The 25,242-nt window shown below is 74.9% G+C and carries 22 protein-coding genes; 10 read left to right on the top strand and 12 right to left on the bottom strand.

Features of this window, described 5'->3' with window-relative positions:
* Positions 1 to 3: 3 nt before the first annotated feature.
* Both MJ876_RS02300 and MJ876_RS02295 read left to right on the top strand, forming a co-directional pair.
* Entirely contained in the window at positions 4 to 576 is a 573-nt protein-coding gene (locus MJ876_RS02300) for a SigE family RNA polymerase sigma factor (RefSeq protein WP_240234431.1), read from the top strand.
* Positions 573 to 1,679 (top strand): hypothetical protein, encoded by a 1,107-nt coding sequence (locus tag MJ876_RS02295; protein WP_240234430.1) that lies wholly within the window; start codon positions 573 to 575, stop codon positions 1,677 to 1,679. The genes MJ876_RS02300 and MJ876_RS02295 overlap by 4 nt, the downstream gene beginning before the upstream one ends.
* Before the next feature lie 84 nt (positions 1,680 to 1,763).
* Here MJ876_RS02295 and rsmI read toward each other — a convergent pair whose 3' ends face one another.
* A complete protein-coding gene (rsmI, locus tag MJ876_RS02290) occupies positions 1,764 to 2,609 on the bottom strand; it encodes a 16S rRNA (cytidine(1402)-2'-O)-methyltransferase (protein WP_240234429.1) in 846 nt (281 codons plus the stop codon).
* Between the two features lie 55 nt (positions 2,610 to 2,664).
* Here rsmI and MJ876_RS02285 point away from each other — a divergent pair, with 55 nt between their 5' ends.
* The gene (locus MJ876_RS02285) at positions 2,665 to 4,365 is read left to right on the top strand and encodes a dolichyl-phosphate-mannose--protein mannosyltransferase (protein WP_240234428.1); all 1,701 of its coding nucleotides are present in this window, start codon (positions 2,665 to 2,667) and stop codon (positions 4,363 to 4,365) included.
* 68 nt (positions 4,366 to 4,433) lie between these two features.
* On the opposite strand, the gene MJ876_RS02280 is transcribed toward MJ876_RS02285, so the two are convergent.
* Positions 4,434 to 5,393 (bottom strand): SDR family NAD(P)-dependent oxidoreductase, encoded by a 960-nt coding sequence (locus tag MJ876_RS02280; protein WP_240234427.1) that lies wholly within the window; start codon positions 5,391 to 5,393, stop codon positions 4,434 to 4,436.
* 76 nt (positions 5,394 to 5,469) lie between these two features.
* Between MJ876_RS02280 and MJ876_RS02275 the strand changes: the two genes are divergently transcribed.
* From MJ876_RS02275 to MJ876_RS02265, 3 genes are read left to right on the top strand one after another with little or no spacing between them, the layout of a single operon-like run.
* Positions 5,470 to 6,294, top strand: coding sequence for a TspO/MBR family protein (locus tag MJ876_RS02275; RefSeq protein ID WP_240234426.1), 825 nt, complete (start codon positions 5,470 to 5,472; stop codon positions 6,292 to 6,294).
* Positions 6,295 to 6,332: 38 nt separating this feature from the next.
* Positions 6,333 to 6,743, top strand: coding sequence for a TIGR03618 family F420-dependent PPOX class oxidoreductase (locus tag MJ876_RS02270; protein ID WP_240234442.1), 411 nt, complete (start codon positions 6,333 to 6,335; stop codon positions 6,741 to 6,743).
* 4 nt (positions 6,744 to 6,747) lie between these two features.
* Positions 6,748 to 7,278, top strand: coding sequence for a VanZ family protein (locus MJ876_RS02265; protein WP_240234425.1), 531 nt, complete (start codon positions 6,748 to 6,750; stop codon positions 7,276 to 7,278).
* Here MJ876_RS02265 and MJ876_RS02260 read toward each other — a convergent pair.
* Both MJ876_RS02260 and MJ876_RS02255 read right to left on the bottom strand, forming a co-directional pair.
* Positions 7,251 to 8,699 (bottom strand): zinc-dependent metalloprotease family protein, encoded by a 1,449-nt coding sequence (locus MJ876_RS02260; protein WP_240234424.1) that lies wholly within the window; start codon positions 8,697 to 8,699, stop codon positions 7,251 to 7,253. The two genes, MJ876_RS02265 and MJ876_RS02260, sit on opposite strands and share 28 nt — an antisense overlap.
* A gap of 159 nt (positions 8,700 to 8,858) precedes the next feature.
* Entirely contained in the window at positions 8,859 to 9,383 is a 525-nt protein-coding gene (locus tag MJ876_RS02255; RefSeq protein WP_240234423.1) for a Dps family protein, read from the bottom strand.
* 207 nt (positions 9,384 to 9,590) lie between these two features.
* On the opposite strand from MJ876_RS02255, the gene MJ876_RS02250 reads away from it, so the two are divergent.
* Positions 9,591 to 10,853 carry an MFS transporter gene (locus tag MJ876_RS02250; RefSeq protein ID WP_240234422.1) on the top strand — a complete coding sequence of 421 codons (1,263 nt, stop codon included), beginning with the start codon at positions 9,591 to 9,593 and terminating at the stop codon, positions 10,851 to 10,853.
* A gap of 107 nt (positions 10,854 to 10,960) precedes the next feature.
* Here the strand turns inward: MJ876_RS02250 and MJ876_RS02245 are convergent, their stop codons facing one another.
* The 6 genes from MJ876_RS02245 to MJ876_RS02220 all read right to left on the bottom strand — a co-directional run bounded on the left by MJ876_RS02245 (position 10,961) and on the right by MJ876_RS02220 (position 19,436).
* Positions 10,961 to 12,415: a hypothetical protein gene (locus MJ876_RS02245; RefSeq protein WP_240234421.1), complete on the bottom strand. Its 1,455-nt coding sequence runs from the start codon at positions 12,413 to 12,415 to the stop codon at positions 10,961 to 10,963.
* Between the two features lie 91 nt (positions 12,416 to 12,506).
* Complete coding sequence (locus MJ876_RS02240; RefSeq protein WP_240234420.1) at positions 12,507 to 14,006, bottom strand: aldehyde dehydrogenase; 1,500 nt, start codon at positions 14,004 to 14,006, stop codon at positions 12,507 to 12,509.
* 66 nt (positions 14,007 to 14,072) lie between these two features.
* Positions 14,073 to 14,810 (bottom strand): helix-turn-helix transcriptional regulator, encoded by a 738-nt coding sequence (locus MJ876_RS02235; protein WP_240234419.1) that lies wholly within the window; start codon positions 14,808 to 14,810, stop codon positions 14,073 to 14,075.
* A gap of 131 nt (positions 14,811 to 14,941) precedes the next feature.
* The gene (locus tag MJ876_RS02230; RefSeq protein ID WP_240234418.1) at positions 14,942 to 17,320 is read right to left on the bottom strand and encodes a pyruvate dehydrogenase; all 2,379 of its coding nucleotides are present in this window, start codon (positions 17,318 to 17,320) and stop codon (positions 14,942 to 14,944) included.
* Positions 17,317 to 18,531 carry a CaiB/BaiF CoA-transferase family protein gene (locus tag MJ876_RS02225; protein ID WP_240234417.1) on the bottom strand — a complete coding sequence of 405 codons (1,215 nt, stop codon included), beginning with the start codon at positions 18,529 to 18,531 and terminating at the stop codon, positions 17,317 to 17,319. Before MJ876_RS02225 ends, MJ876_RS02230 begins: the two co-directional genes overlap by 4 nt.
* A complete protein-coding gene (locus tag MJ876_RS02220; RefSeq protein ID WP_240234416.1) occupies positions 18,528 to 19,436 on the bottom strand; it encodes a hydroxymethylglutaryl-CoA lyase in 909 nt (302 codons plus the stop codon). Before MJ876_RS02220 ends, MJ876_RS02225 begins: the two co-directional genes overlap by 4 nt.
* A gap of 123 nt (positions 19,437 to 19,559) precedes the next feature.
* On the opposite strand from MJ876_RS02220, the gene MJ876_RS02215 reads away from it, so the two are divergent.
* Together MJ876_RS02215 and MJ876_RS02210 are read left to right on the top strand one after the other, a co-directional pair.
* Positions 19,560 to 20,462: a MarR family transcriptional regulator gene (locus MJ876_RS02215; protein WP_240234415.1), complete on the top strand. Its 903-nt coding sequence runs from the start codon at positions 19,560 to 19,562 to the stop codon at positions 20,460 to 20,462.
* 112 nt (positions 20,463 to 20,574) lie between these two features.
* Complete coding sequence (locus MJ876_RS02210) at positions 20,575 to 21,537, top strand: type IV toxin-antitoxin system AbiEi family antitoxin domain-containing protein (RefSeq protein ID WP_240234414.1); 963 nt, start codon at positions 20,575 to 20,577, stop codon at positions 21,535 to 21,537.
* Between the two features lie 3 nt (positions 21,538 to 21,540).
* Here the strand turns inward: MJ876_RS02210 and MJ876_RS02205 are convergent, their stop codons facing one another.
* Positions 21,541 to 22,566: a zinc-binding dehydrogenase gene (locus tag MJ876_RS02205; RefSeq protein ID WP_240234413.1), complete on the bottom strand. Its 1,026-nt coding sequence runs from the start codon at positions 22,564 to 22,566 to the stop codon at positions 21,541 to 21,543.
* Entirely contained in the window at positions 22,563 to 23,075 is a 513-nt protein-coding gene (locus MJ876_RS02200; protein WP_240234412.1) for a DinB family protein, read from the bottom strand. Before MJ876_RS02200 ends, MJ876_RS02205 begins: the two co-directional genes overlap by 4 nt.
* A 147-nt stretch (positions 23,076 to 23,222) precedes the next feature.
* Between MJ876_RS02200 and MJ876_RS02195 the strand changes: the two genes are divergently transcribed.
* Entirely contained in the window at positions 23,223 to 25,127 is a 1,905-nt protein-coding gene (locus tag MJ876_RS02195) for a penicillin-binding transpeptidase domain-containing protein (RefSeq protein WP_240234411.1), read from the top strand.
* Positions 25,128 to 25,242: the final 115 nt, after the last annotated feature.

Raw genomic sequence — 25,242 nt, 5'->3', positions numbered from 1 at the left:
GAGATGCAGCTGCCGTCCCCCGGCCGCAGACGCCGTGACAGCGCCGCGTTCGCCGAGTTCGTGCAGGCCCGGTCGCGGTCGTTGCACCGCACGGCGTACCTGCTCGTCGGTCGCCGCGGCCTCGCCGAGGACCTCGTCCAGGAGACGCTGGTCAAGACGTACGTCGCGTGGCCGCGGCTGCGCGACCCCGCGGCGCTGGACGCCTACGTCCGCCGGACCATGACGACCACCGCGATCTCGTGGTCGCGGCGCAGGTCGTGGGGCGAGACCCCCGTCGAGGAGATGCCGGACCGCGGCGAGGCCGGCCACGCCGAGCTGCTCGGCGAGCGGGACCTCGTCTGGTCCGCCGTGCTCGAGCTGCCCGCACGACAGCGGGCCACGCTCGTCCTCCGCTTCTACGAGGAGCTGAGCGTCGCCCGCACCGCCGAGGTGCTCGGCTGCGCGCCCGGCACCGTCAAGAGCCAGCTGTCCGCGGCGCTGTCGGCGCTGCGCGAGCGGCTCACCGCGCACTACCCCGAGCTCGTGGACCAGCTGGTCGCCGAGCTCACCCACGAGACCGCCGGAGGCACCCGATGAACGCGCTGATCAAGCAGACCCTGGACGAGCGCGCGGCGGACGGCCCCACGCCGTACGTCGACGTGGCCGCGATCGAGTCCGTCGGCCGACAGCGCGTCCGCCGACGCCGCGTCGCGAGCGGGGTCGGCGCACTCGCCGTGCTCGCCGCCGTCGGCGTCGCGACGCCGTACGTCGTCAACGCGCTCGGCGACGGGGGCGACCAGGGGCAGGTGGCGGTCGACGGGGCCGCACCCACCCCGGTCTCGTGGTCGACGGGCAGCACGGTGCACCTCGGCGACGGGGTCGTCGAGCTGCCGTCGGCCCCCGTCGCCTACGTCCTGAGCGACGACGGCATCGTCTGGACCGACGCCCAGGACGGAGTGAACCTCACCGCCGGCGGCCGCACGTCGCAGCTCGGCGTGAGCACCCCGGACTACGGGCGCGTCCTCGCCTCCGAGGGGTCGCTCGCCGCCTGGTACGACGGGAACGAGCAGGCCTTCACCGTCGTCGACACGAGCACCCGGGAGCTGGTCCGGCAGGTCCCGGTCACCCTCGACGGACCGCAGGACGGCGAGTTCGACGGCCCCTCGGTGCGCGCCCTCGACGACGGCGTCCTGTGGTTCTACGCCGACCGGGAGGTCACGGGAATGGACCTCGAGACCGGCGACGTCCAGGGCTTCGCAGCGAGGAACAGCGAGGACCTCGCCGACGCCCGGGCCGGCCACCTCGTGCTGGACGACCGGGGAGCGAACGACCGGATCGTGACGACCGACGGCGACGAGGTGGGGACCGTGCCCGGCGGCGGCAGGGTGCAGCTCTCCCCCGACGCCCGGTACGTCGTGACCGACACCAACGACTCCGAGCAGGTCCTCGACGCGGCGACAGGCGCCGACGTCACGCCGGCCTTCGACTACGACTTCCAGGCCGTCGTCGGGTGGCTCGACACCGACCGCTACCAGGCGCTGGCCCTCGACGTCGTCGAGACCCAGGACGGCGAGGCGGACGGCCCGATCGACTTCCTCGTCTGCTCCGTGTCGGCCGGTGACTGCGAGCTGGTCGCCGACGACGCCGTCACGCCCGACGACGAGGCGTTCGCCCTCCCCGTCGGAGAATCCTTCGGCTGAGCCTTCCGCCCTCCGGTCCGGTCGCCGAGGCCGGAGGCGGAGCGCGGAGGATCCCAGCGCCCCTGGCGCTGAGATCCTCCGCGCTCATCCGTCAGTGCGGTGGACCAGGTCGTACAGGTCCCGCCGACCGACGCCGGTGGCGGCGGCGACGGCCTTGATGGCGTCCTTGCGGGACGACCCCGCGGCCTCCTGGTCGGCGACGGCGGCGCGGAGGGCGTCGGCGTCGTCCGCGATGTCGGCGGGGCCGGGCGGGGTGGCGCCGGCGACGACGAGGGTCACCTCGCCGCGGACGCCGTCCTCGGCCCACGCGGCCAGCTCGGCGAGGCCGCCGCGCCGGATCTCCTCGTAGGTCTTCGTCAGCTCCCGGCAGACCGCACCGGGCCGGTCGGCGCCGAGGGCGTCGGCCATGGCGGCGAGGGTCGCGGCGGTGCGGTGGGGGGCCTCGAAGAAGACCATCGTCCGCTCCTCGGCGGCGAGGCCCTCGAGGCGGCGGGCCCGCTCCCCCGCCTTGCGCGGCAGGAAGCCCTCGAAGCAGAAGCGGTCCACCGGCAGCCCCGAGACGGCCAGCGCGGTCAGCACGGCGGACGGCCCGGGGACGGCGGTCACCCGGATGCCCGCCTCGACGGCCGCGGCGACGAGCCGGTAGCCGGGGTCCGAGACGCCCGGCATGCCCGCGTCGGTCACGAGCAACACGCGGGCGCCACCGAGGAGCTCCTCCAGCAGCACCGGGGTGCGGGCGGCCTCGTTGCCCTCGAAGTACGACGTCACGCGGCCGGTGGTCTCGACCCCGAGGTCGGTCAGCAGCCGCTTGAGGCGGCGGGTGTCCTCGGCGGCGACGACGTCCGCGCCGGCCAGCTCGGCCGCGAGGCGGGGCGGCGCGTCGCCGACCTGCCCGATCGGCGTGGCGGCCAGGACCAGGACACCGCTCATGCGCCGATCCTGTCAGTCACCGGGCACGGTGGGTGGCCGCCGTACCCTCGCCCACGTGACGAGCACCCTCTCGCAGGAGACCGCGGCCCCGGCGCCACCGCCGCGGCCGCCGGCCCCGCGGGGACGACGCGCGCTGCTCGCCGCCCGGACCGGCCGCCAGCGGGCCGCCGACTGGGGCGCAGCGCTCGCCGTCACGGCGCTGGCCCTCCTGCTGCGGCTCTACCACCTCGGCCGCCCCGACGACTTCGCCTTCGACGAGACCTACTACGCCAAGGACGCGTGGTCGCTGCTGAACTTCGGCTACGTCCGCGACCACAAGCAGAACGCCGACCAGCTGATCCTCGACGGCCGGGTCGACGACGTGTGGACCGACGGGCCGTCGATGATCGTCCACCCCGAGGTCGGCAAGTGGCTCATCGCCGCCGGTGAGTGGGCCTTCGGGATGGACCCGTTCGGCTGGCGGATCTCCGCCGTGGTCGCCGGGTCGCTGATGGTGCTCGCGATGTGCCGGCTGGCCCGGCGCCTGACCGGGTCGACCCTCCTCGGGTGCGTCGCCGGCCTGCTGCTCTGCCTCGACGGGATGCAGCTCGTGCTGTCCCGGCTGGGGCTGCTCGACATCTTCCTGGCCCTGTTCCTGCTGGTGGCGGTGGCGTGCGTCGTCGCCGACCGGGACGCCGCCCGCACCCGTCTCGAGCGCCGCGGGCTCGACGTCCCCGTCACCCGCGGCTGGGGACCCGTCCGGGCGCTGCTGTGGCGGCCCTGGCTGCTCGCCGCGGGCGTCGCCTTCGGGCTCGCGGTGGGGACCAAGTGGACCGCGCTCTACCCGATGGCGCTCCTCGGCGTCCTCGTCTGGCTGTGGGGCGCCGCGCTGCGCCGCGGGCTCGGCGTCCGGTGGGCCACGCTGCGCTCCGCCGTCGTGGACGGGCTGCCCGCGTTCGCCTACCTCGTCCTCGTCGCGTCCGTCGTGTACGTCGCCAGCTGGACCGGCTGGTTGATGAACGCCGCCGAGTACGAGGAGTCGCTGTCGAGCACCCAGTACACCCAGTACGTCGCCCCGGCCGCGGACTGCGACTCCGAGCCGGAGTCCGACCCCGACGCCCGGTGGGCGACGGCGACGGAACCCGACGCCTCGGGGCTCGGCGAGGTCACCCAGTCGCTGCGCTCGCTGGCGATCTACCACCGCGACGTCTACGTCTTCCACACGCAGTTCCTGGACTGCTCGGACCACACCTACGAGTCGAGCCCGTGGGGCTGGCCGCTGCTGGGCCGTCCGGTGGGGGTCGACGCGCAGCTCGACATCAAGCCCGGGGAGCAGGGCTGCGACGCCGCCCCGGACAGCGACTGCCTGCGTCAGGTCCTCATCCTCGGCACCCCCGTGCTGTGGTGGGGCGGCGCGGTCGCGCTGCTCGCCTCCGCCGCGCTCTGGGTCGGCCGCCGCGACTGGCGCTACGGGCTGCCGGTGCTCGGCGCCCTCTCGACGTGGCTGCCGTGGCTGGCGAACTCCGACCGCCCGATCTTCCTGTTCTACGCGGTCGCCATGCTGCCCTTCACCGTCCTGGCGCTGACCATGGTCATGGGCGCCCTCATCGGGCCGGGTCGCGGCTCCTCGCCCCGTCGTACGGCGGGGGTCGTGGTCGCCGGGTCGTTCGTGCTGCTGGTGCTCGTGAACTTCGCGTGGTTCTGGCCGATCTGGACCGACGGCCTGCTCACGAACTCCGAGTGGCTCGACCGCATCTGGTTCTCACGGTGGATCTAGACCCCGTCGCCGCCGGTTAAGGTGCGAGGGCCCCTGGGCCCGAGCCTCGAGACCAGAGGGGCGACGACTCAGGGCAGCTGCGTCGCCCGCTTGACGAAGTCCCACAGCAGCTGGCGCTGCGCGGTGGTGGGGCGGGTGGACGGCAGCAGGCTCGTCGGCCGCGGACGGCGGTCGTGCCACAGCAGACCCGACTCCGGCACGGGCGTCGTCGCGGCCAGCCACACCGCCGTCTCGATGCCGCTCCCCGGGGTGCGCAGCACCGGTCGGAGGACCTTGTCGAACGTCGGCAGCGACTCGGTGACCCCGGGCGTCGCGGCCCAGCCGGGGTGCATCGCGGCCACCATCGTCCGCTGCGCCTGCCAGCGCTGCGCCAGCACGGGCAGAAGCTCGACCTGGGCCCGCTTGGAGCGGGCGTAGGCGGTGGTCGGCGAGTAGTCGCCGTCGAGGTAGCCGGGGTCGTCGGCGCGGAGCTTCTGCGGGTACATCCCGCCGGACGTCACGAACACCACCCGGGTGTCGCTCATCCGCGGCGCGAGCAGCTCGCTCATCAGCACCGGCCCGAGCACGTGGACGGCCATCGACAGCTCGTGGCCCTGCGGCGACTCGGTCCGCTCGGGCGGCATGACGCCCGCGTTGTGGACGAGGACGTCGACCGCGTCCCCGTCGTACGCCTCGACGAAGCGGCGGACGTCGTCCAGGTCGCCGACGTCGCACCGCTCGACCCGCAGGTCGGCGCCGGGGACGGCGCGGCGGACCTCGTCGGCCGCCTGCTCGCCCTTCTGCGGGTTGCGGACGACGAGCCGCACCTGCGCGCCGAGCCTCGCCAGTCCCTCGGCCGCCGCGATGCCCAGTCCGGACGACGCCCCGGTGACCAGGGCCGTCCTCCCGTTCAACGCGGTCGGTGGCGGGTCGCTCGGCCAGGTGCCCAGCCGGCGGCGGACAGCGGGGCCGATCTTGGTGTAGCCCGGGACGACGCTGCGGTCCAGGACGGTGTCGACACCACGGGCCAGGGCGGGGGGCAGCCTCATGCGGCGACGGTACCGGGGCCGAGACCCGAATTCCCGACCGACTTGAAAGTCCTTCAGTTAGTGAAACACTAGGCGCATGAGCAGTTCCGCCACCGGTCTGGACCGGGCCCGTCAGGTCACCGTCACCGTCGCCGAGGTCGCCTGCGTCCTCGGGACCCTCGTCGGGGTGGGGGTGCTGGGCACCGAGGTCTCCGCCGTCTCGGGCGGCGCGCTGTCCGCCGACTCCACGCTCGTCGCCCCGGCCGGCCCGGCGTTCTCGATCTGGTCGGTGATCTACGCCGGCCTGGCGGCCTACACCGTCCACCAGTGGCTGCCCGGCCAAGCGACGTCGGAGCGGCAGCGCAGCATCGGGTGGCTGGCCGCGGCCTCCATGGTCCTCAACGCCGCGTGGCTGCTCGTCGTCCAGCAGGGCTGGATCTGGGGCAGCGTGGTCGTGATCGTCGCCCTCCTCGCGACCCTCGTCGCGATCGGGCGGCGCCTGACGGCGCAGCGCCACGACAGCGTCGTCGACCTCGTCGTGGTCGACGGCACCTTCGGCCTCTACCTCGGCTGGGTCGCCGTCGCGACCGGCGCCAACCTCACCGCCGCCCTGGTCGGCACGGGCATGGCGGCCACCGGTCCGGTCGGGTACGTCGTGTCGCTGCTGATCCTGGCCGGGGTCACCGTCGGCGGGGTCGCGCTCGCCCGCGGCCTCGGCGGTCGGGTCACCGTCGCCGCCGCGACCGTCTGGGGCCTCGGCTGGCTGGCCTGGGGCCGCCTGACGGACTCCCCGGAGAGCGTCCTGGTCGCCGTCGCGGCCGTCCTCGCCGCCCTGGTGCTCGCCGCGGCCGTCGTCCGGGTCCGCCTCGACGGCGCGCGGAGCAGTCGCACCCGGCGCGGGAGGTCCGCGGTCGTCGCCTGAGCCGTTCCACGGCGACCTGGCATCCTCGGGGGGTGAGCATGAGCTGGCGCCCCGGGTGGGGCGACTTCCCGCCGGGGCTGCTGGAGTTCTGGACCGAGCGCCAGCTCTGCACCCTGACCACGCTGTACGCCGACGGTCGGCCCCACGTGGTCGCCGTCGGCGTCGCCCTCGACCACGAGCAGCAGTGCGGCTGGGTCATCACCCGGGGCGGGTCGGTGAAGGCGAAGCACGCCGCCCGGGACCCCCGGGTGGCCGCAGGGTCGGTGGACGGCGGGCGCTGGTCCTCGCTCGAGGGCCGCGCCGAGGTGGTGACCGACCGCGAGGGCGTGGCGCGGGCCGAGCGGATGTACGCCGCCCGCTACCGGACCCCGAGCGAGAACCCCGAGCGGGTCGCGCTGCGGATCACGGTCGACAGGTTCCTGGCCTCGCGCAGCCTGCTCGAGCGTTGAGCCCGTGATCTCCACGGTGCTCGTCGAGCACTCCGTGTGGGTGCGCCCCGGTCTCGCCGTGCTCGTGGCGCTCATGCTCGTCGTCGGCGCCCTCCTCGTCCGGAACGAGGCCCGGCGGGCGAGCGCCCTGCTCGCGACCGTCGCCGGCGTCGCCGGCCTCGCCCTGACCGCGTGGCCGGAGCCGGCGGCCGCGACCGAGGGGGTCCGGTGCGCCGCCCAGCTCTCGGTCCCCTTCCAGGGCCTCGACACCCTGGCCAACATCGCGCTCTTCGTCCCGGCGACGTACGCCGCCGTCCTCGCCTGCCGCCGACCGCTGGTCGTCGCGGTGGCCGCGTCGGGCCTCTCCGCCCTGATCGAGGTCGTGCAGGCGCTCGTGCCGGCCACGGGCCGCGTCTGCGACACGAACGACTGGTTCATGAACACCGTGGGGGCGGCGCTGGGTGTGCTGCTGGGGCTCCTGACCGTGGCGGTCGTGCCCCCTCGTCCCCGACCGCGACGCCGCCGGCCTCAGCCCGAGGTCACCGCCACCCGGTAGGCGCCGAGCGAGCCGTAGCCGGACCACCCGGTCCGGCGCGGGTCGCCGTACCCCACCCCGTCGACGACGACGGTGTAACGACGGCCGCCGGCGACCTCGCCGGACCAGGACGCCCGCAGCCACGCGGGCGAGGGGCGCACCTCGTCGCCGGACGGCGGCGGGTTCACCTGGGCGACGACCTGACCGGCGGCGTCGAGCAGCGTCAGCTGGACGTCGAGGTTGCTCGCCGTCCCCGCCGGGTCGACCGCGACCGTCACCGGTCCGTCGGCGGCCGGCGTGAACGAGAACGCGTCCTTGTCGACCGACGTCGAGATCACCCCGGCGCCGGCGCGGCGGGACGCCGTCCCCTGCAGGGCCGTGGCACCCGAGGGGGCGTCCGCGTGGTCGTCGCGGCGCGGCGCGATGCCGTTGCGGGTCATGACCCCGAGGTCGTTCTCCTTGTTGGTGGCGCCGGCGTACTCGCCCTTCGAGAACTGGCTGAGCTTCCCGTAGCTCGCGCCCATGATGGGCGCCCAGCGCTCCGAGCCGAAGTGGTACGGCTGCCCGTTCAGCCCGTCGTGGTCGAGGCCCAGGTTGTGGCCGGCCTCGTGGCTCGCGGCCTCCGCGAAGTACCAACCCTCGGGGCTGACGCCGTTCGTGAAGACGAAGGTCGGCTGGTAGCGGGGCGACTGCGGCCCGGCCGCGTCGAACGTGCCCAGGTAGGCGATGCCGCCGCACCCGCAGCGGGCGTACAGCGGACCTCCCGCCGTGATCACGACCCGGCTGCCGAACGCCTTGTCCGAGGTCGACGACCGCGTCAGGGCCGCCTGCCCGGGGTCCTTCGTCGTCACGTTGACGTCGAAGGGCGCGTAGTCCTCCGCGACGGTCTGCCACGCGCGACGGATCTGCTCCTGCTCGCGGGCGGTGAAGCGCGTCGAGGCGTCGCCGTCGAGCTGGTACGGCGGGGACGTGAACGCGTTGACCCTGAAGTCGCGGTTCCACTGCGTGTTCGCGGTGCGATGACCGGTGAAGTCGAGGTAGACGGTCCGGTTCGACGACGGCCGCGAGGACAGCGCCAGCACGTCGGCGGCGGCGGGCACGGCGGTCTCCCGGCGAGCGGTCGGCTCGACGTGGGGGCCGACGTGCAGCAGCTCCCTGACGTAGGGGCGACCGCACGTGTCGAGCCACACGGTCGGGTCGTCGGTCCCGACCTCCAGCCCGTTGGGCAGCTCGGGGAGGTCGACGCCGCGGGCGGCGGCCGAGTCCGCCCGGACCGGGGCCTCGAACAGCGGGTCGGCGCAGCCCTTCCGGGCGCCGGCGTCGTCCTCGTCGCGCTCGGCACCCGACGCGGGCGGCGAGGACGACGCGAGCGCGCCGGCCAGCAGCAGCCCGGCGAGCAGGCCCGCCAAGGAGTAGGGCAGGACAGCAGGACGACGGTTCACGGTGACCTCCGGCGCTGACTCCCGCCCCCCGGCGAATGCGCACCTGCGGCCAGTCTCCGCCCGAGACACCTGGGTCGTACAGACGAATCCGCCGGGTGGTCTAGACCACCCGGCGGACGTGTCGTGGGGCTCCGGCGAGCCCTGCGGTGAGCCGCTGGCTCAGCGGTGCACCGGGCGCGGCAGGCTCCGGTTCGCGACGCGGTTCTCGGCGTCGATCATCCAGGCGAGCTGCTCGAGGCGCTCGAGGATCGAGTGGATGATGTCGGCGGACGTCGGGTCCTCGGCGTCGACCTCGTCGTGGATGCGGCGACCGGTGCCGGCGACGGCGTAGATCGCGGCGACGATGCGGTCGACGGTCTCGGCGGTGTCCACCTCGGTCTGCGGGAACTCGGGGAGGCTGGACTGCTCGCCGACCGTCTTCGCGCGGGCGTCCGGGGTCACGTAGAGGGCGCGCATGCGCTCGGCGACGGTGTCGGAGAAGGTGCGGGCGTCGTCCACGACCTCGTCGAGCTGCAGGTGCAGGTCGCGGAAGTTCGGGCCGACGACGTTCCAGTGGGCCTGCTTGCCGACCAGGTGCAGGTCGGTGAGGTCGACCAGGAGCGCCTGGAGGTGGGTGGCGAGCTTCTCGGAGGCCTGGAACGGCGGGTGCGCGACGTGCTGCTCGGTGCTGAGGGTGTCGACCACGGGGGTCTCCTTCCTGGCGCCGGTGGCGCCTGTCGTCGGTGGGTTGACCCCACCCTCCCACCTTTTCTGGAACGATTCCAGAAAGGGAAGGCATGCCTCACTTCCTGGCACACTGGAGGGAGCACAGGGTTCGTCCGCGTTCTGGAGGTGGGTCGGCGCGGCTGTCAGCCGTACCCCCGCACCCTGCGCACACCTGGAGCCGCTCCCGTGTCACCCCTGCGTTCCTACGGACGCCTCGTCCGCCTCGCCGGACCGGCGTACGTCGTCGTCGCCTTCCTCGGTCGGCTGCCGCTGGCCATGAGCCAGCTCGGCACACTGCTGCTGGTCGCCGGCGCCACCGACTCCTACGGCCTCGGCGGTCTCGCGGCCGGCTCGTTGGCCGTCGCCAACGCCGTCGGCGCCCCGGTCGCCGGCGCGGTCGCCGACCGCTCCGGCCAGCGCCCCGTCGTCCTGCTGCAGTCGCTGGCGGGCGCCGTGGCGCTGGTCGCCCTGGTCCTCGCCACCCGTGCGGACGCCGACCCGGCCGCGCTGGTCGGGCTGGCCGCGCTGGCCGGTCTCGTCCTGCCCCAGGTCGGGCCGCTCGCCCGCGTGCGGTGGCGCCCCGTGACGGCCGGCACCGGGGCCGACCAGCGCCGCCTCGTCGACGCCGCGTTCTCCTACGAGGGCGCCGCCGACGAGGCCTCCTTCGTCCTCGGCCCGGCCCTCGTCGGCGCCGTCGCCGTCGCGGTGTCCCCCGGCGGCTCACTGGTCGTGGCCGCCGGCCTGCTCGCCGTCTTCGGCACGGCGTTCGCGCTGCACCGGACGGCGAGCCTCACCGGCGGCGCCTCCCGCGGCGCCACGGGCGGTCGCCTCGTGACCGGCGTCTTCCTCACCCTCATGGCCGCGCAGGCCCTCATCGGCACCGTGTTCGGCTCCGTCCAGACCGGCGCGACCGCCCTCGCGACCGCCGCGGGCCAGCCCGGCGCCGCGGGGATGATCCACGCGACGCTCGGCGTCGGCAGCGTCTTCGCCGGCCTCGCGACGGCGTACCTGCCCGAGCACGTCGGTCACGACCGCCGCGTCCGCTGGGCCGCAGCCGGCCTGCTCGTGCTGTCGCTGCCCCTGCTGCTCGTCTCCTCGGTGCCCACCGGGGTCGCCGCCGTCGCGCTGCTCGGGCTCGCCGTGGCGCCGTACATGATCGCGGTGTTCAGCCTCGGCGAGCGGATCGTGCCGCCGGCCCGCGTCGGCGCCGCCATGACCCTGCTCGCCGCCGCCACCGGGGTCGGGTACGCCGCCGGGTCCGGCACCGCCGGGCGCCTCGCGGACCTCGCCCCCGTGGGCGCCGGGCACACCGCGGCCTTCACGGTCACCGTGACCGCCACGACGCTCGCCCTGACCCTCGCCGTCGCCTGCCGCCGCCGCTGGGCGCGGGCGCTGGCGCCGGCTCCGGCGGCGTCACGTGAGTCGCAGGTTTCACCAGCCGGCTGGTGACGTGCCGACCTGGCCCACGAAGTTTCGCCAGCCGCGGTCGTCGATCTCGGTCCAGTCCAGCTGGGGCCCCGTCGCCGACCGCTCGACCGCGACCCCGGGACCGACCGTCAGCCCAGCGGCGCGACCGAGACCCGGTAGCCGCCGAGCGAGGCGTAGTCCGACCACCCCGGCCGCGACGCCCCGCCGGCCCGCATCCCCTCGACCAGGAGGGTGTACCGCCCCGCCGGCAGAGGTCCGGCCGTGTCGGCCGCCAGCCACGCCGGCGAGGGCTGCTTCTCGGTGTCGTCGCCGGCCGGCACGGGCGGGTTGACCCGGGCCACACGCTTCCCGGCGGCGTCCAGCACCGTGAGGCGGACGTCGAGGTTGCTCGCCTGGCCGGTCGGCAGGACGGTGATGCGGCGGGTGCCGGCCCGCCGCAGGGCGAACGAGAAGGCGTCGACGTCGGCCGACGTCCCGACCACGCCGTCCGCGACCTTCGACCCGCCGCGCTTCGCCAGCGGGGTGGGGTCGTCGGCCCCACCGTGGTCGTCGACCCGCGGTGCGACGCCGCCGCGCGCCATGACCGCCAGGTCGTCCTCGGTGTTGCTCGCCGCGGGGTAGTCACCGCGCGACCACTGGGTCACGGTCCGTCCGTACCCGGCACCCATGATCGGCGCCCACCGGCCGTGCCCGGAGTAGTACTCGAGGCCGTCCAGCCCGTCGTGCTGCAGGTCCAGCGTGTGTCCGACCTCGTGCGAGGCCGCCTCCGCCACGATCCGGCCGTCCCGACCGCCCCCGAGGAGGTCGGTGAACACCCAGGCCGGCTGCAGGTCGTCGTGGATGCCCTCGCCCACCTCGTCGAAGACCCCGAGGAACGCGACGCCGCCGCACGGCCCGCAGGCGCCGATCCCGCTCGGGCTCGCCCCGATCGCGACCCTCGTCCCGTACTCACGGTCACTCGTGGAGCTGCGGGTGAGGGCCGCCGGGCCGGGGTCGGCGGTGGTGACGTCCACGTCGAAGGGCGCGAAGTCCTCCGCGACGGCCTCCCACAGGGCGAACACCTCGGCGCGCTCGGCCTCCGTGAAGTCGGTGGTCAGGTCGCCCTCGAAGTCGTAGACCGCCGTGTCGACCTCGTCGATCCCCCACACGGCGTTCCAGTGCGTCCCGGTGGCGACGTGGCCGTCGAGGTCCAGGTAGATCGTCCGGTCGGAGCCGGGCGACGAGTGCAGGGCGAGGACGTCGACGTCCTCGCCGACGGCGGCCGCCGCGGGCGTCCCGGGGAGGTCGTCGGGGGCGAGGTCGCGGTAGAACGCCCGACCGCACCGGTCGAGCCAGAGCGTCCGGTCACCCGCCGCCGCGGCGACCGTCCCCGCCGACCCGGGCTCCCGGGCGAGGGCCGTGCGGAACCCTGCGGGGTCCTCCCGGCGCGCGTCACCCGCCCGGACCGGGGCGTCGAAGAGCGGCGTGGCGCACCCGGCGTCCGCTCCCGCGGAACGGGTGGTGGGGGCGGCCACGGAGGTCGCGGGCACGGCAGCGCCGATCCCGACGACGGCACCGAGCAGGAGCAGGGCAGGGGTTCGCATGGGCGGAGCATGGCGGCCGCCGTCCGCGAAGACCACGGGCCGGGGCAAGCGGTCTGGACCGCAGAGCGGGCCTGGCCGGGCCCCGTCCGGATCAGCCCAGCGTGAAGGGGTCCCGGGTGCCGCCGGTCAGCTCGACGAACACCGACTTGTTCTCCAGGTACTCGTTCACCGCCTCCTGGCCGTTCTCGCGCCCGATGCCGGACATGCCGTAGCCGCCGAACGGCATGTTCGGCGCGACCGCGCGGTAGGCGTTGATCCACACGGTGCCCGCGCGCAGCTTCCCGGCGACGCGGTGGGCGCGGTGGACGTCCTTCGTCCACACCGCCCCCGCCAGCCCGTACGGCGTGTCGTTGGCCAGGCGGAGGGCCTCGTCCTCGTCGGTGAAGGTGTACGCCGCCAGCACCGGCCCGAAGACCTCCTCGCGGACGATGGTCGAGCCGGGCTCGGCGACGACGACAGTCGGCTTCACGAACAGCCCGCCGAGCTCGTCGTTCGCCCCGCCGCCGGCGACCACCTCCGCGCCCTCGGAGCGCGCGGTCTCGAGGTAGCCGAGCACCTTCTCGTACTGCGGCGCGTTGGCGACCGGGCCCATCTCGGTGTCCGCGTCGGTGGGGTCGCCCTGGACGATGGTGCGGGCGCGCTCGGCGATCTTGGTGACGAGCTCGTCCTTCACCGACTCGTGGACGATCAGGCGCGAGCCCGCCATGCAGGTCTGGCCGGTGGCGGCGAAGACGCCCGCGACGACACCGTTGGCGGCGGCGTCCAGGTCGGCGTCCGCGAACACGACCTGCGGCGACTTGCCGCCCAGCTCCAGGGTGACCTTGTTGATGTTCGACACCGCGGCGCGGGCGACGGCCGCACCGGTCGCGGTCGAGCCGGTGAAGGCGACCTTGTCGATGCCCGTGTGACTCGCGAGCGCCTCGCCGGTCTCGCGGTTCCACCCCGTCACCACGTTGAGGACGCCCGCGGGCAGGCCCGCCTCGTGCAGCACCTGCGCGAAGGCGACGGTGGAGGCCGGCGCGTGCTCGCTGGGCTTGACCACACACGTGCAGCCGGCGGCGAGCAGCGGCGCGAGCTTGAAGGTGAGCAGCAGCAGCGGCGAGTTCCAGGGGGTGATCGCGCCGACGACGCCGACCGGCTCCTTGAGCGTGTAGCCGAAGTAGGTCTGCGGGGCGAGCTGCGGGACCGTGCGGCCCTCGAGCTTGTCGGCGAGGCCGGAGAAGTAGAGGTACCAGTTGCCGAGGCCGTTCAGCTGGCCGCGCATCTCGCGCATCAGCTTGCCGGAGTCACGCACCTCGAGCAGCGCCAGCCGCTCGGCGTTGTCCGTGATGGCCTGGGCGACCTGGCGCAGGATGCGCGCGCGGTCGAACCCGGACATGGCGCCCCACTCGCCCTCGAACGCCGCGCGGCTGCTCGCCACGGCGCGGTCGACGTCCTCCGGGCCGCCGTCGGCGAGCACCGCCCACGACTGGCCGGTGTAGGGATTGGTCGACTCGAAGGTGGCCCCCGAGGCCGCGTCGACGGACTCGCCGCCGATGAACAGCCGGAAGGTCTCGAGCTGGGTCTGCGGGGTCTGCTCCGTCGCGGTCACCCGACTGACGCTAGGTCCGTCGTGCGCCGTCCGCTATCCGCTCGCTGCCGTCCGATGCCCCCTCGCTCAGCGCGCCAGGGTCTGGCTGGGGAGCTCCCCGAAGCGCTCGCGGTACTGCTGGGCGAACCGGGACTGGTGGAAGAACCCCCAGCGGGTGGCGACGTCGGTGACGCGGACGCCGTCGGGGTCGCCCGCGAGCAGCTCGGCGCGGACCCTCGCGAGCCTGACGGTCCGCACGTACGCCATCGGCGGGACCCCCAGCCGCTCCGCGAACGCGGCGTGCAGGGTGCGGACGCTGACGCAGCCGACCCGCGCCAGCAGCTCGGGGGTGAGCTCGGCGTCGGCGTGCTCCTCGACGTACGCCACCACCGGGGCGAGGCGACCCAGCCGGGAGCGGTCGTCGTGGTCGGCGAGGGCCTCCGCCCACCGGTGGCGCCCGCCGAGCAGCACCCGGGTGAGGACGTAGCGCTCGAGCTCGGCCCGCGCGACGGCACAGGTCGCCAGCCCGCCGGGACGGTCGAGCTCGGCGAGCAGGAACTCCGCGGCCCGCACCACCCCCTGACCCGCCTCGCTGGCGACGTCGACGTCGACCTCGAGGCCCGCGCCGACCGGGGCCCGGCAGGTGGGCAGCAGCTCGGCCAGCAGCACCTCGACCGCCGCCGCCGGCGCCTCGAGCACGACCCCCGGCACCCGCGCCCGCAGTCCCAGCGGCCCGGCCCGCCGCGCGGCGTCCCGGCGGGCGCTGCAGGCGAGCACGAGCACTCGCTCCGCGAACGGCAGGGTGGGGACGGCGGCGAGGGACATCGGAGGACCTCCGGGGGCGGGAGAACCGTTGTGACGACGACCACAGCGTAGGAAGCCGTCCCCGGCATTCCGGCCGTCTCGCCCTCCGGGATCGCCTGGGTGGTGCAGGCAGCGACCCGGCGCCGGCCCCGCTACCGCCCCAGGAGGTCGAGCGCGGCGCCCGCGACGGAGCCTGCGTCGAGCCCGTGGTGGGCGTAGGCGTCGGTGAGGCTCGAGGACTGGCCGAACTCGGTGACGCCCAGGCAGCGGATCCGGTCGCCCCGGGCGCCGGCGAGGAACGACAACGTGTGCGGGTGGCCGTCGAGCACGGTGACGATCGGCGCCCGGTGCTGCGGGGGCAGGAGCAGGTCGAGGATCCCCGACCCGACGCCGGCGTCGCGACTCCCCCGCTGCTGGAAGGACCGGAACACGAGGTCGGCGCTGGTCAGGCAGACCACACCGGCGACCAGCCCGCGCTCGGCCAGCAGGTCGGCCGCCGCGAGCACCTCGGGCATCACCGCCCCGGCGCCGACCAGGACGACGTCCTCGGTGGCCGGGTCGTGGTCGGTGAGGCGGTAGCCGCCCGCCACCGACTGGCGACGTCGACGCTCGCGCAGCGCGGCGTCCTCGGGCACCCGGGCCAGCGCCGGGTCGAGCGGACGGGTCGACAGGCGGAAGTACGCCGACGTCCCGCCCGGCACCCCGACGGAGCGCATGGCGTGGAGGAAGGTCCACTCGAGGTCCTGCGCGAACGCCGGCTCCCAGGCCACGCAGCCCGGCTGCTCGAGCCCGATCGACGGGGTCGAGACCGACTGGTGCGCGCCCCCCTCGGAGGCCAGGGTCACCCCGGACGGCGTCCCCACGAGGATCGACTGCCCGCCCGCGTAGATCCCGAACGACCACGGCTCCAGCGCGCGGGCCAGGAACGGGTCGTAGAGGGTGGCGATCGGGATCAGCCGCTCGCCCCACCGCGACCACGTGGCGCCGAGCTCGGCGAGCAGGCCGACGAGGTTGACCTCGGCGATGCCCAGCTCGATGTGCTGCCCGCCCTGCGCCTCGGACCAGCGCAGCACCCGCTCGGCGTCGTCCGCGAACCAGTCGCGGCGCTCCGAGGAGGCCCAGACGCCGGTCTTGTTGATCCAGCCGCCCAGGTTCGTGGACGACGCCACGTCGGGGCTGCACGTGACCACGCGCTGCGCCACCTGCGGGGCGTCGCGGACGAGGTCGGCGAGCATCCGCCCGAGCACCGCCTGCGTGGAGATGGCCTTGCGGTGCGGGTGCCCCAGCTCGAGCGGGACGTCGACCCGCTCCCCCGGCACGTGCGGCGTCCGGGCGAGCGCCGTCCGACGCCGCGCGCAGAGCGCCCCGGGGGCGCTGTCGTCGGCGAAGCCCGCCCACGGGTCCTCGAGCGACGTCCCGCAGGCGTCGGCCAGCGCCCGCATCTGCGCCTCGGTCAGCAGCGCCGAGTGGTTGTTCGGGTGGCCCTCGGTCGGCAGACCGCGGCCCTTGACCGTGTAGGCGAACACCACCGTGGGCCGGGTGGTGTCGATGCTGCCGAAGGTGTCGACGAGCAGCCCGAGGTCGTGCCCGCCGAGGTCGCGGACGGCGGCCGCGAGGTGCGCGGTCGGCACGGACTGCAGCAGCGCCCACAGCTCGTCGGACCCGGTCGCCTCGTCGCCGCCCATGATCCGCTCGGCGACCTCGGTCGAGTCGGCGCGCAGGATCCGCTGGTACTCCTCGTTCGGCATCGCCTCGAGCCGCCGGCGCAGCTCGTCGCCGCCCGGGCGCTCGAACAGCGCCGAGATCAGCCGGCCCCACTTCAGGGTGACGACCTGCCAGCCCGCGGCCGAGAACATCGCCTGGAGCCGCTCGATCTGGATGTCGGGGACGACGCGGTCCAGCGACTGCCGGTTCATGTCGACGACCCACAGCAGCTCGCCGAGCCCGGCGACCTGGCTGTCGGCGACGGCCTCCCAGATGGCGCCCTCGTCCAGCTCGGCGTCCCCCAGCAGGCTGACGAAGCGGCCGGGGTGCTCAGGAGACCCCTCGTCCGAGTGGACCGCGGGGAACTGCGAGCGCACGTAGCGGTGCGCGATCGCCGCCCACAGCGTCGCCGTCGCGCCGATGCCGACCGAGCCGGTGGAGAAGTCGACGGTGTCGGGGTCCTTCGACCGAGACGGGTAGGCCTGCAGCCCGCCCTTCTCGCGCAGCGTCGTCAGGTACGACGCGTCGAGGTCGCCGAGCAGGTAGTTCATGGCGTGCAGGACCGGCGAGGCGTGCGGCTTGACCGACACCCGGTCGCGCGCCGTCAGCTCGTGGAACCACAGCGCCACGCAGATGTCGACCATCGACGCGGACGACGCCTGGTGGCCGCCGACCTTCACGCCGGTGTCGTTGGGCCGCTGGCGGTTGGCGGCGTCCACGATCGCCGACGACAGCCACAGCACCCGGCGCGAGATCGCCCGCAGCGTCTCGAGGTCGGGGCCGTCGCCGCTCGACGTGGCCGCTGATCGCTCGGTGGTCTCGGTCATCGCTCGTCCTCCAGCTCGGCCAGCACGGCCTCGGTGTCGGCCCCGAGGTCCGGGCCGGGGTCGTTCACGGGCAGGGACCGCTCGCCCAGCAGCGGCACGACGCCGGGGAACGCGACCTCGCGGTCGGAGCCCCCCACGTCGACGGAGCGGTACTGGACCATGTCACGGGCGGCGTACTGCGGGTCGTCGAGGATGTCCGGCGCCACATAGATCGGGCCCGACGGGACGCCGGCCTCCTCCAGCGCGGCGAGCACCTCGGCGCGGGTGCGGGCGTGGGTCCACGACTCGATGGCCGCGTCCAGCTCGTCGCGGCGCGCCCACCGGCCGGCGTTGCGCGCCAGGTCGGGGTCGTCGGCGAGGTCGTCGCGGCCGATGGTCCGCATGAAGGTGCCGAAGATGTTGTCGGCGTTGCCCGCGACGACCACCGAGACGTCGTCGCCGCACTGGTAGGCGTTGGACGGCGCGATGCCCTCCATCCGTCCGCCGGTGCGCTCGCGGAGCACGTCGTACGCCGAGTAGTCGGGCACCAACGACTCCATCATCGAGAACACCGCCTCATGCAGCGCGACGTCGACGTGGCGCTCGTCGGGCCCGACGGCGGGCTGCGACAGCCGGCGGCGCTGCTCGCGGTCGAAGAGCCCCATGACGATCCCGAACGCGGCGTACAGGCCCGCGATCGAGTCGCCGATGCTCACCCCGACCCGCGCGGGCGGCCGGTCGGCCTCGCCGACGAGCTCCCGCATGCCGCCGAAGGCCTCGGCCACCGCCGCGAACCCCGGACGCCGCGACATCGGCCCGGTCTGGCCGTACGCCGACACCCGCGCCACCACGAGCTCCGGGTTGACGCGGGTCAGCGTCGCCGCGTCGAGGCCCCAGCGGTCGAGCGTGCCGGGGCGGAAGTTCTCCAGCAGCGCGTCGGAGCGCGCCAGCAGCGCGAGGACGGCGTCGCGGCCCTCCGGCTCCTTGAGGTCGAGCGCGACGGAGCGCTTGCCGCGGTTGATGGTGCGGAACAGCATCGAGGTGTCCCCGGCGTACAGGCGCCAGTTGCGGAGCTCGTCGCCGGTGCGCGGCCGCTCGATCTTGACGACCTCGGCGCCGAAGTCGGCCAGCAGGCGGCCGGCCGTGGGCGCGGCGATGAAGTTGCCGAGCTCGACGACGCGCAGGCCGGCGAGGGGGCGGTCGCGGTCCAGCCGCACGTCGGGGTCGCTCACGCGGGCTCCCCGGCCTTGCCGAGCAGCGCCTGGACCCCGCTGTCGAGCTCCTTCGACAGCCACCCCGCGGTGTCCACGAGGGCGCCCCGGTCGACGGGCGTGACGGCGACGCCGGCGCGCTCGAGCATGTAGTGGAGGTCCTCCGAGGCGATGTTGCCGGTCGCCGCCGGCGCGAACGGGCACCCGCCGAACCCCCCGACGGAGGCGTCGAGCGCGACCCGCCGTCCGAGCGCGACGGCCGCCCAGGCGTTCGCGTACCCGGTGTTGCGGGTGTTGTGGAAGTGGAAGCGCAGCCGGGGCGCGTCGGGCAGCCGCGGCAGCAGGTCGGCCAGCGCGGCGACCTGCGTGGGGACGCCGACCCCGACGGTGTCGGCGAAGGCGAGCTCGTCGACGCCGAGCGCCAGGACCCGGTCGACGACGCCGGCGACGTGCTCGGTGCTCACGGTGCCGGCGAAGGGGCAGCCGAACGCGACGGCGAGCGTCACCGACGTCCCGACGCCGGCGCCGCGGGCGACCTCGACCGCGGCGGCCGCGTGGTCGAGCATCCCGTCGACCGTCGTCCCCTGGTTGCGGGTGCAGAACTCGTCGGTGACCGGGACGACCACGTTGATCTCCCCCACCGCCGTCTCGACCGCACGGCGCGCGCCCCGCTCGTTCAGGACCAGCCCCACGTGGGTGAGCGGCGTGCCGTCGGGCGCCGTGGTCGGCACCGCGGCCATCACCTCCTCCGCCCCCGCCATCTGGGGCACCCGGTCGGGGCGCACGAAGCTCACCGTCTCCAGGCGTCGTACGCCGGCCGCGACCAGGCGCTCGACCAGCGCCACGCGGGTCTCGGGGGGCAGGGCTCGGTCCTCGTTCTGGAGTCCGTCGCGCGGACCCACCTCGACGAGCTCGACGGCACTCACCCGGTCGATCCTCCCGGTGCCGTCCAGCGGGCAGTAGCCGCCCGGTGCGAAGCCGTGTCCCGTCGCCGCGAACCACGCCCGCGGCCCTTCTCGTCACCGGCCCGGCGGGGGCATCCTGCCGCCATGGACTACGCCGACGCCCGCGCCGCCTTCTTCGCCCCCCGGGAGGGCGAGGCCCACGAGCTGGACTGGCACACGCCGGCCCGCCGCCTCCGCGACGCCATGGAGGCCGTCGCCATGTGCTGCTACTGGGGGGAGCCGGCGTACGACGCCCTCGCGGCGCACGGCCTCGACTTCCTCACCGGCTACGTGTGGGGGCGCGGCAGCCAGCTCGGCGAGCCCGAGGGCGAGGTCGTCGCCGCGGCGTTCGGCGTCTTCGAGCCCGGCCTGGTCAGGGGCGTGTGGGACGACGCCCGCTCCCGCTGCTCGCTGGCCGAGATCCGCGCCGCCCGCGTCGAGGGCGTCACCGCGACCCTCACCGCCGCCTGCGGCGAGCCCGGGCCGGAGGTCCGCGAGACGGCCGACGCGCTGCTGGCCGCGGGTGCGGGCCACTCGATGCTGGGCCGCCCGTTCTACGCCGGGCTGCACGCCCTCGACGTCCCCGACGAGCCGTGGGCGCGGCTGTGGCACGCCTGCACCGTCCTGCGCGAGCACCGCGGCGACGCCCACCTCACCGCCTGCGTCGGCGCCGGCCTCGACGGCGTCACCGCCAACATGCTCACCGAGCTCTGGGTCGGCTGGGAGCCCGACGCCTACACCGGCACCCGCGGCTGGTCCCCCGAGGTCATGGCCGCCGGACGCCGCTCCCTCGAGGAGCGCGGCCTCGCCGACGGCGACACCATCACCCCCGCCGGCCGCACCCTGCGCGACGGCCTCGAGGCCACCACCGACGCCTCCGAGCAGCCCGTCGTCGACCGGCTCGGCTCCGACCTCGACCCCCTCGCCGCCCGCGTCCGGGCCTGGTCCGACCAGGTCGTCGCCGCCGGCTGGTTCCCGCCCGACCCGTACAAGCACGCCGCGGGGTGATCCGTGGCGGATATGACCCCGATCCCGGGGTCGTATCCGCCACACATCGCGTCGTCCACAGGTCGTTGCCGCGCGCGCGACGCTCGAGGGCGATCTCGGGCAGCCTTCGGGCGTGCCCAGCCCGACCAGCGTTCGCGAGGTCCGGGAGCTCCTCGACCGCCAGGACGGGGTGATCTCCCGGCGGCAGGCCGTGGCCGCGGGCGTCCGACCCAAGGACCTCTGCCGCATGGTCGACACCGGGCGGTGGTCGCGGCCGACGACCGGAGTCCTCGTCGACCACTGCGGGCCGCTGACCGGGCCACAGCGCGCCTGGGTCGCCGTGCTCTCGTGCTGGCCGGCGGGCCTCTACGGGGCGTCGGTCCTGCGTCCACCCTCCGCGAGCGGCCCCGTGCACGTGGCGATCGAGCGTCGCCGCTCGCGCCCACGGACACCGCCCTGGGTGGTCGTCAAGCGGCTCACCCGCTTCGACGAGACGGTGCGCCTGACCACCTCGCCTCCCCGCCAGCGTCTCGAGGACGCCGTCCTGTGCCTCGCCGCCGACGCCCGTGACGACCTCGCCGCCGTCGGCGTGCTCGCCCAGGCCTGCGGTGACCGGCGGACGACTCCCGAGCGGCTGCTCGCCGCGCTCGAGCTCCGTCCACGCCTCACCCGCCGCACCTGGATCGCAGCCGTCCCGACCGACCTGCGGGCCGGGACGACCTCCGTCCTCGAGCACGGCTACCTCGTCCGCGTCGAGCGCGCGCACGGTCTGCCCCGTGCCAGCTGGCAGGACCGGGTGGTGACCTCGTCCGGCACCCGCTACCGCGACGCGTCGTACGACGGGCAGGCCGTGGTCGAGCTCGACGGTCGGGCGCACCACGCCTCGGCCACCCAGCGCGAGGACGACCTGCAGCGCGACCTCGAGCTGGCGGCCCAGGGCGGCGCCACCGTTCGTCTCGGCTACCGGCAGGTGTTCGGGGCGACCTGTCGCACCACGGTGCTCGTGGTGCGGTTCCTCCGCTCCCGCGGGGTGCGGGTCGAGCCTCACCCCTGCGGGAGCGGCTGTCCCGTGGCGACGCTCGCCGACGCTGCCTGAGCCCTACGGCTCGACGATCACCTTGATCGCGCCGTCCCGCTTGGAGGACGCCACGGCGAAGGCCTCGGCGACGTCGTCGAGGCCGAAGCGGTGGGTGACGAGCGGGCCCATGTCGAAGCGGCCCGTGCGGACCAGCTCCTGGGCGCGCTCGTACTGGCCGCGGCCGCCGTTGCCGCCGATCCCGAACACCGTCAGCGTCTTCGCCATGATCGGGACGACGGGGAGCGGCGGGAGGTCGTTGGCCCAGCCGATGTGGGCGAGCTTGCCCTCCTTGCGGACCAGGTCCAGGCACATCGCGGACGACGCGGGGAAGCCGCTGGTCTCGATGACGATGTCGGCGCCCGCGCCCTTCTCGGTCAGGTCGAGGATCGCCTGCTTCGGGTCGTCGGTCTCCGCGACGTTCACGCAGTCGGTGGCGCCGTAGGACCGCGCGATCTCGAACGGCGCCTCGCGGGCGTCGGTCACGATCAGCTTGCCCGCGCCCGACAGCGCGCACAGCCGGGTCAGCGCCAGCCCGATCGGGCCCTGCCCGAGGACGACGACGGTCTCGCCGAGCAGGATCCGCAGCCGGTCGACCGTGTTGAGGCCGACCGCCAGCGGCTCGAGCAGCGACGCCTGCCAGGCCTCGACGCCGTCCGGGCGAGGGATGAGGTTGACCGACGGGACGGTGACCTTCTCGGTCATGCAGCCGTCGGACCACAGCCCGATCAGCTTCTTGCGCGGGCAGTCGGCGGGCTTGCCCTTGCCGCACTGCTCGCACTCCCGGCACGGCAGCGACGGTTTGACCGCCACCTTCGTGCCGAGCAGCGCCTCGTCGACGCCCTCGCCGACGCTCTCGACGACGCCGGCGAAGTCGTGGCCCGGCACCCGCGGGAAGGGGGTGTCGATGCGGCCGTCGTACTGGTGGACGTCGGTGCCGCACAGCGACGCCGACTCGACCTTCACCACGACCCAGCCGGGGTCGGCGGTGGGCTCCGGGCGCTCCTGCAGCTCGACGGTCTCCAGCCCGGTGAGGACGGCGGCCCTCACGACGCGCTGCCGGCGGTCGAGGCGTACGGGCCGAAGCCGCGGTTCTCCATCACCGTCAGCGCCTGCCCGACGTGCATGGCGGCGTGGCCGACGATCAGCGGCGTCCACTCCTCGACGGTCATCGTGCCCAGGTCGGGGATCTCGACGACGCGCGCCGCGAGCTCGCCGGTGAGGACGCCGCCGGCGGTGGCCATCGTGCGGCGGGTGGTCTCCAGCTGGCCGCGGGCCTCCGCGACCGTGGGCGGCGGGAAACCGGTCAGGTCGTGGCCGATGGCCTCGCGGTAGAAGAAGCGCAGGTCCGGGTCGCACTCCAGCCGGCGCAGGTTGCCGAGCCACATGATCACGCAGACGTGGATGTGGGAGACCACCTCGGCCGGCGTCCACCCGCCGTCGAAGTGCCCGCGGTGCAGGTCGCCGTCCGAGCACAGCGCGAGGGCGTCGTCCAGCCTCGCGAACTCGGCGTCCGCGTCGGCGAGCGCCTTCTCGATCTCGGGTGGGGTGTCGCTCACGGGGTGCTCCTGTCGGGACGGGTGGGGAGGTCGGCTCGATCCTGCGACCGGGTCCGCAGGAGCCACAAGGCCGCTGAGCGCGACACCGGAGCCCGTCGCGGCAGTCGTGACCGCCCCGTGCCGGTCGTGCCTGCGAGGATCGTCGGCATGTCTCGGAGCCCCGGTCGCCTCGCCGCCTGCGCCGTCCTGGCCCTCGCCCTCGCCGCCTGCTCCGGCCAGCCGGCCGAGGAGGAGGACCCGACCGCCGAGGCCGCCGAGGTCGCCGACCTGCTCGCGGAGCAGCTGTCGGACCACACCCTCGACGGGGTGCCGCTCGTCGACTTCGCCTCCCAGGAGGACTTCGCCGAGCTGGTCGAGCCCCTCGACGACCAGCAGGTCGTGGTCGAGGCGGGCGAGGTGGAGGCCGAAGGCGCCACCGCGAGGGCACCGCTCGCCTGGACCTGGGAGATCGCCGGCCAGGAGTGGGCCTACGAGACCACGGCCAACCTCACCGAGGTCGAGGGCGCGTGGCTGGTCGACTGGCGTCCCGGCACCCTCGCCGCCGGACTGCGGCCCCAGGACCGACTCGGGCTGTTCTCGACCACCGGCGAGCGGGGCCGGATCCTCGGCGCCGGGCGGCAGCCGATCGTCGTCGACCGTGAGGTCCGGCGCTACGGGCTCGACAAGACCCGGGTCGGCGGAGCCCGGCAGACCACCGACAGCGCGCGCCGCATCGCGCGGGGCCTGGGCATCGAGGTGGCGCCGTACGTCGACGAGGTCCGACGCTCGGGCGACGAGGCCTTCGTCGAGGCCCTGGTCCTGCGCCCCGAGGACGCCCGTGAGCTCGTGCCGGGCGACTTCGGCGACATCCCCGGCTCGGCGGCCGTCGTCGACACGCTGCCCCTCGCGCCGACCCGTGAGTTCGCGGCCCCGATCCTCGGTCGGGTCGGCGAGGCGACCGCCGAGGTCGTCGAGTCCTCGGACGGGGAGATCGAGGCCGGTGACGTCGTCGGCCTGTCCGGCCTCCAGCTCCGGTACGACGAGCAGCTGCGCTCGATCGACGGCGCCGAGGTCGTGGCCGCCGGCAGCTCGGACGAGCGCCGGGAGCTGTTCGTCGCCCGGGCCACCGACGGGGAGGACCTGCGCACGACCCTCGACCTCGACGCGCAGCGCGCCGCCGAGCGAGTGCTCGCCGACGGCGTCCCCGCCGACGTCCCGTCGGCCCTGGTCGCGCTGCGCCCCTCGGACGGCGCCGTCCTGGCTGCGGCCAGCGGGCCCGGGAGCGAGGGCTTCAGCACGGCCACCGAGGGTCGCTACGCGCCCGGCTCGACCATGAAGGTCGTCACGGCCCTCGCGCTGCTGCGCTCGGGCCTCACCCCGCAGGACACGGTCGCCTGCCCGCCCGGCATCGACGTCGACGGCCGGACGTTCACCAACTACGACGACTACCCCGCCGCCGGCCTCGGCGACGTCACGCTGACCCGCGCGCTGGCCGACTCCTGCAACACCGCCTTCATCGGCGCCGGCGTCGAGCGGCTCGGCGGCCGCGACCTCGCCGAGGCCGCGGCGGCCCTCGGCCTGGGCGAGGACGCCGACGTCGGCTTCACGTCGTTCTTCGGCGAGGTGCCGCAGCCCGAGGGCGCGACGGACGAGGCCGCGTCGATGATCGGCCAGGGCCGGGTGCTCGCCAGTCCGCTCGCGATGGCCGCGGTCGCGGCGTCGGTCGCGGCCGGCGAGCGCGTCGTCCCCAGCCTGGTCCCCGAGGTCGAGGCGGAGGCCACCGACCCGGCCGAGCCCCTCACCGCCGCGGAGGCGCGCAGCCTGCGCACGATGATGCGCACCGTGGTCACGGACGGCTCGGGCAGCGTGCTGGCCGGGCTCCCGGGCGAGGTGGGGGCCAAGACCGGCACCGCCGAGTACGGCGAGGCCGGCGGCGACGGGGACCTGCCGACCCACGCCTGGATGATCGCCACGCGGGGCGACCTGGCGGTGGCGGTATTCGTCGAGACGGGGACGTCGGGGTCGGTGACCGCGGGGCCGCTGGTGGAGCGGTTCCTCTCCGCGGTGAGGTGATTCTGCTCGCTCGTCGGCAGAAGTTCCCCCACGCGCGCGGGATTTCGGCCTAACATCGCCTCACCCGAGGTTTCGGATGGACATGCAGGGTCCGTCCGGGTCTCGCGGTGCATCC

Origin of the sequence: Nocardioides sp. CFH 31398, assembly GCF_022436705.1 — a bacterium.
In the GTDB taxonomy this organism is placed as follows: Bacteria; Actinomycetota; Actinomycetes; order Propionibacteriales; family Nocardioidaceae; genus Nocardioides.
This window is presented reverse-complemented; position numbering and strand designations above follow the sequence as displayed.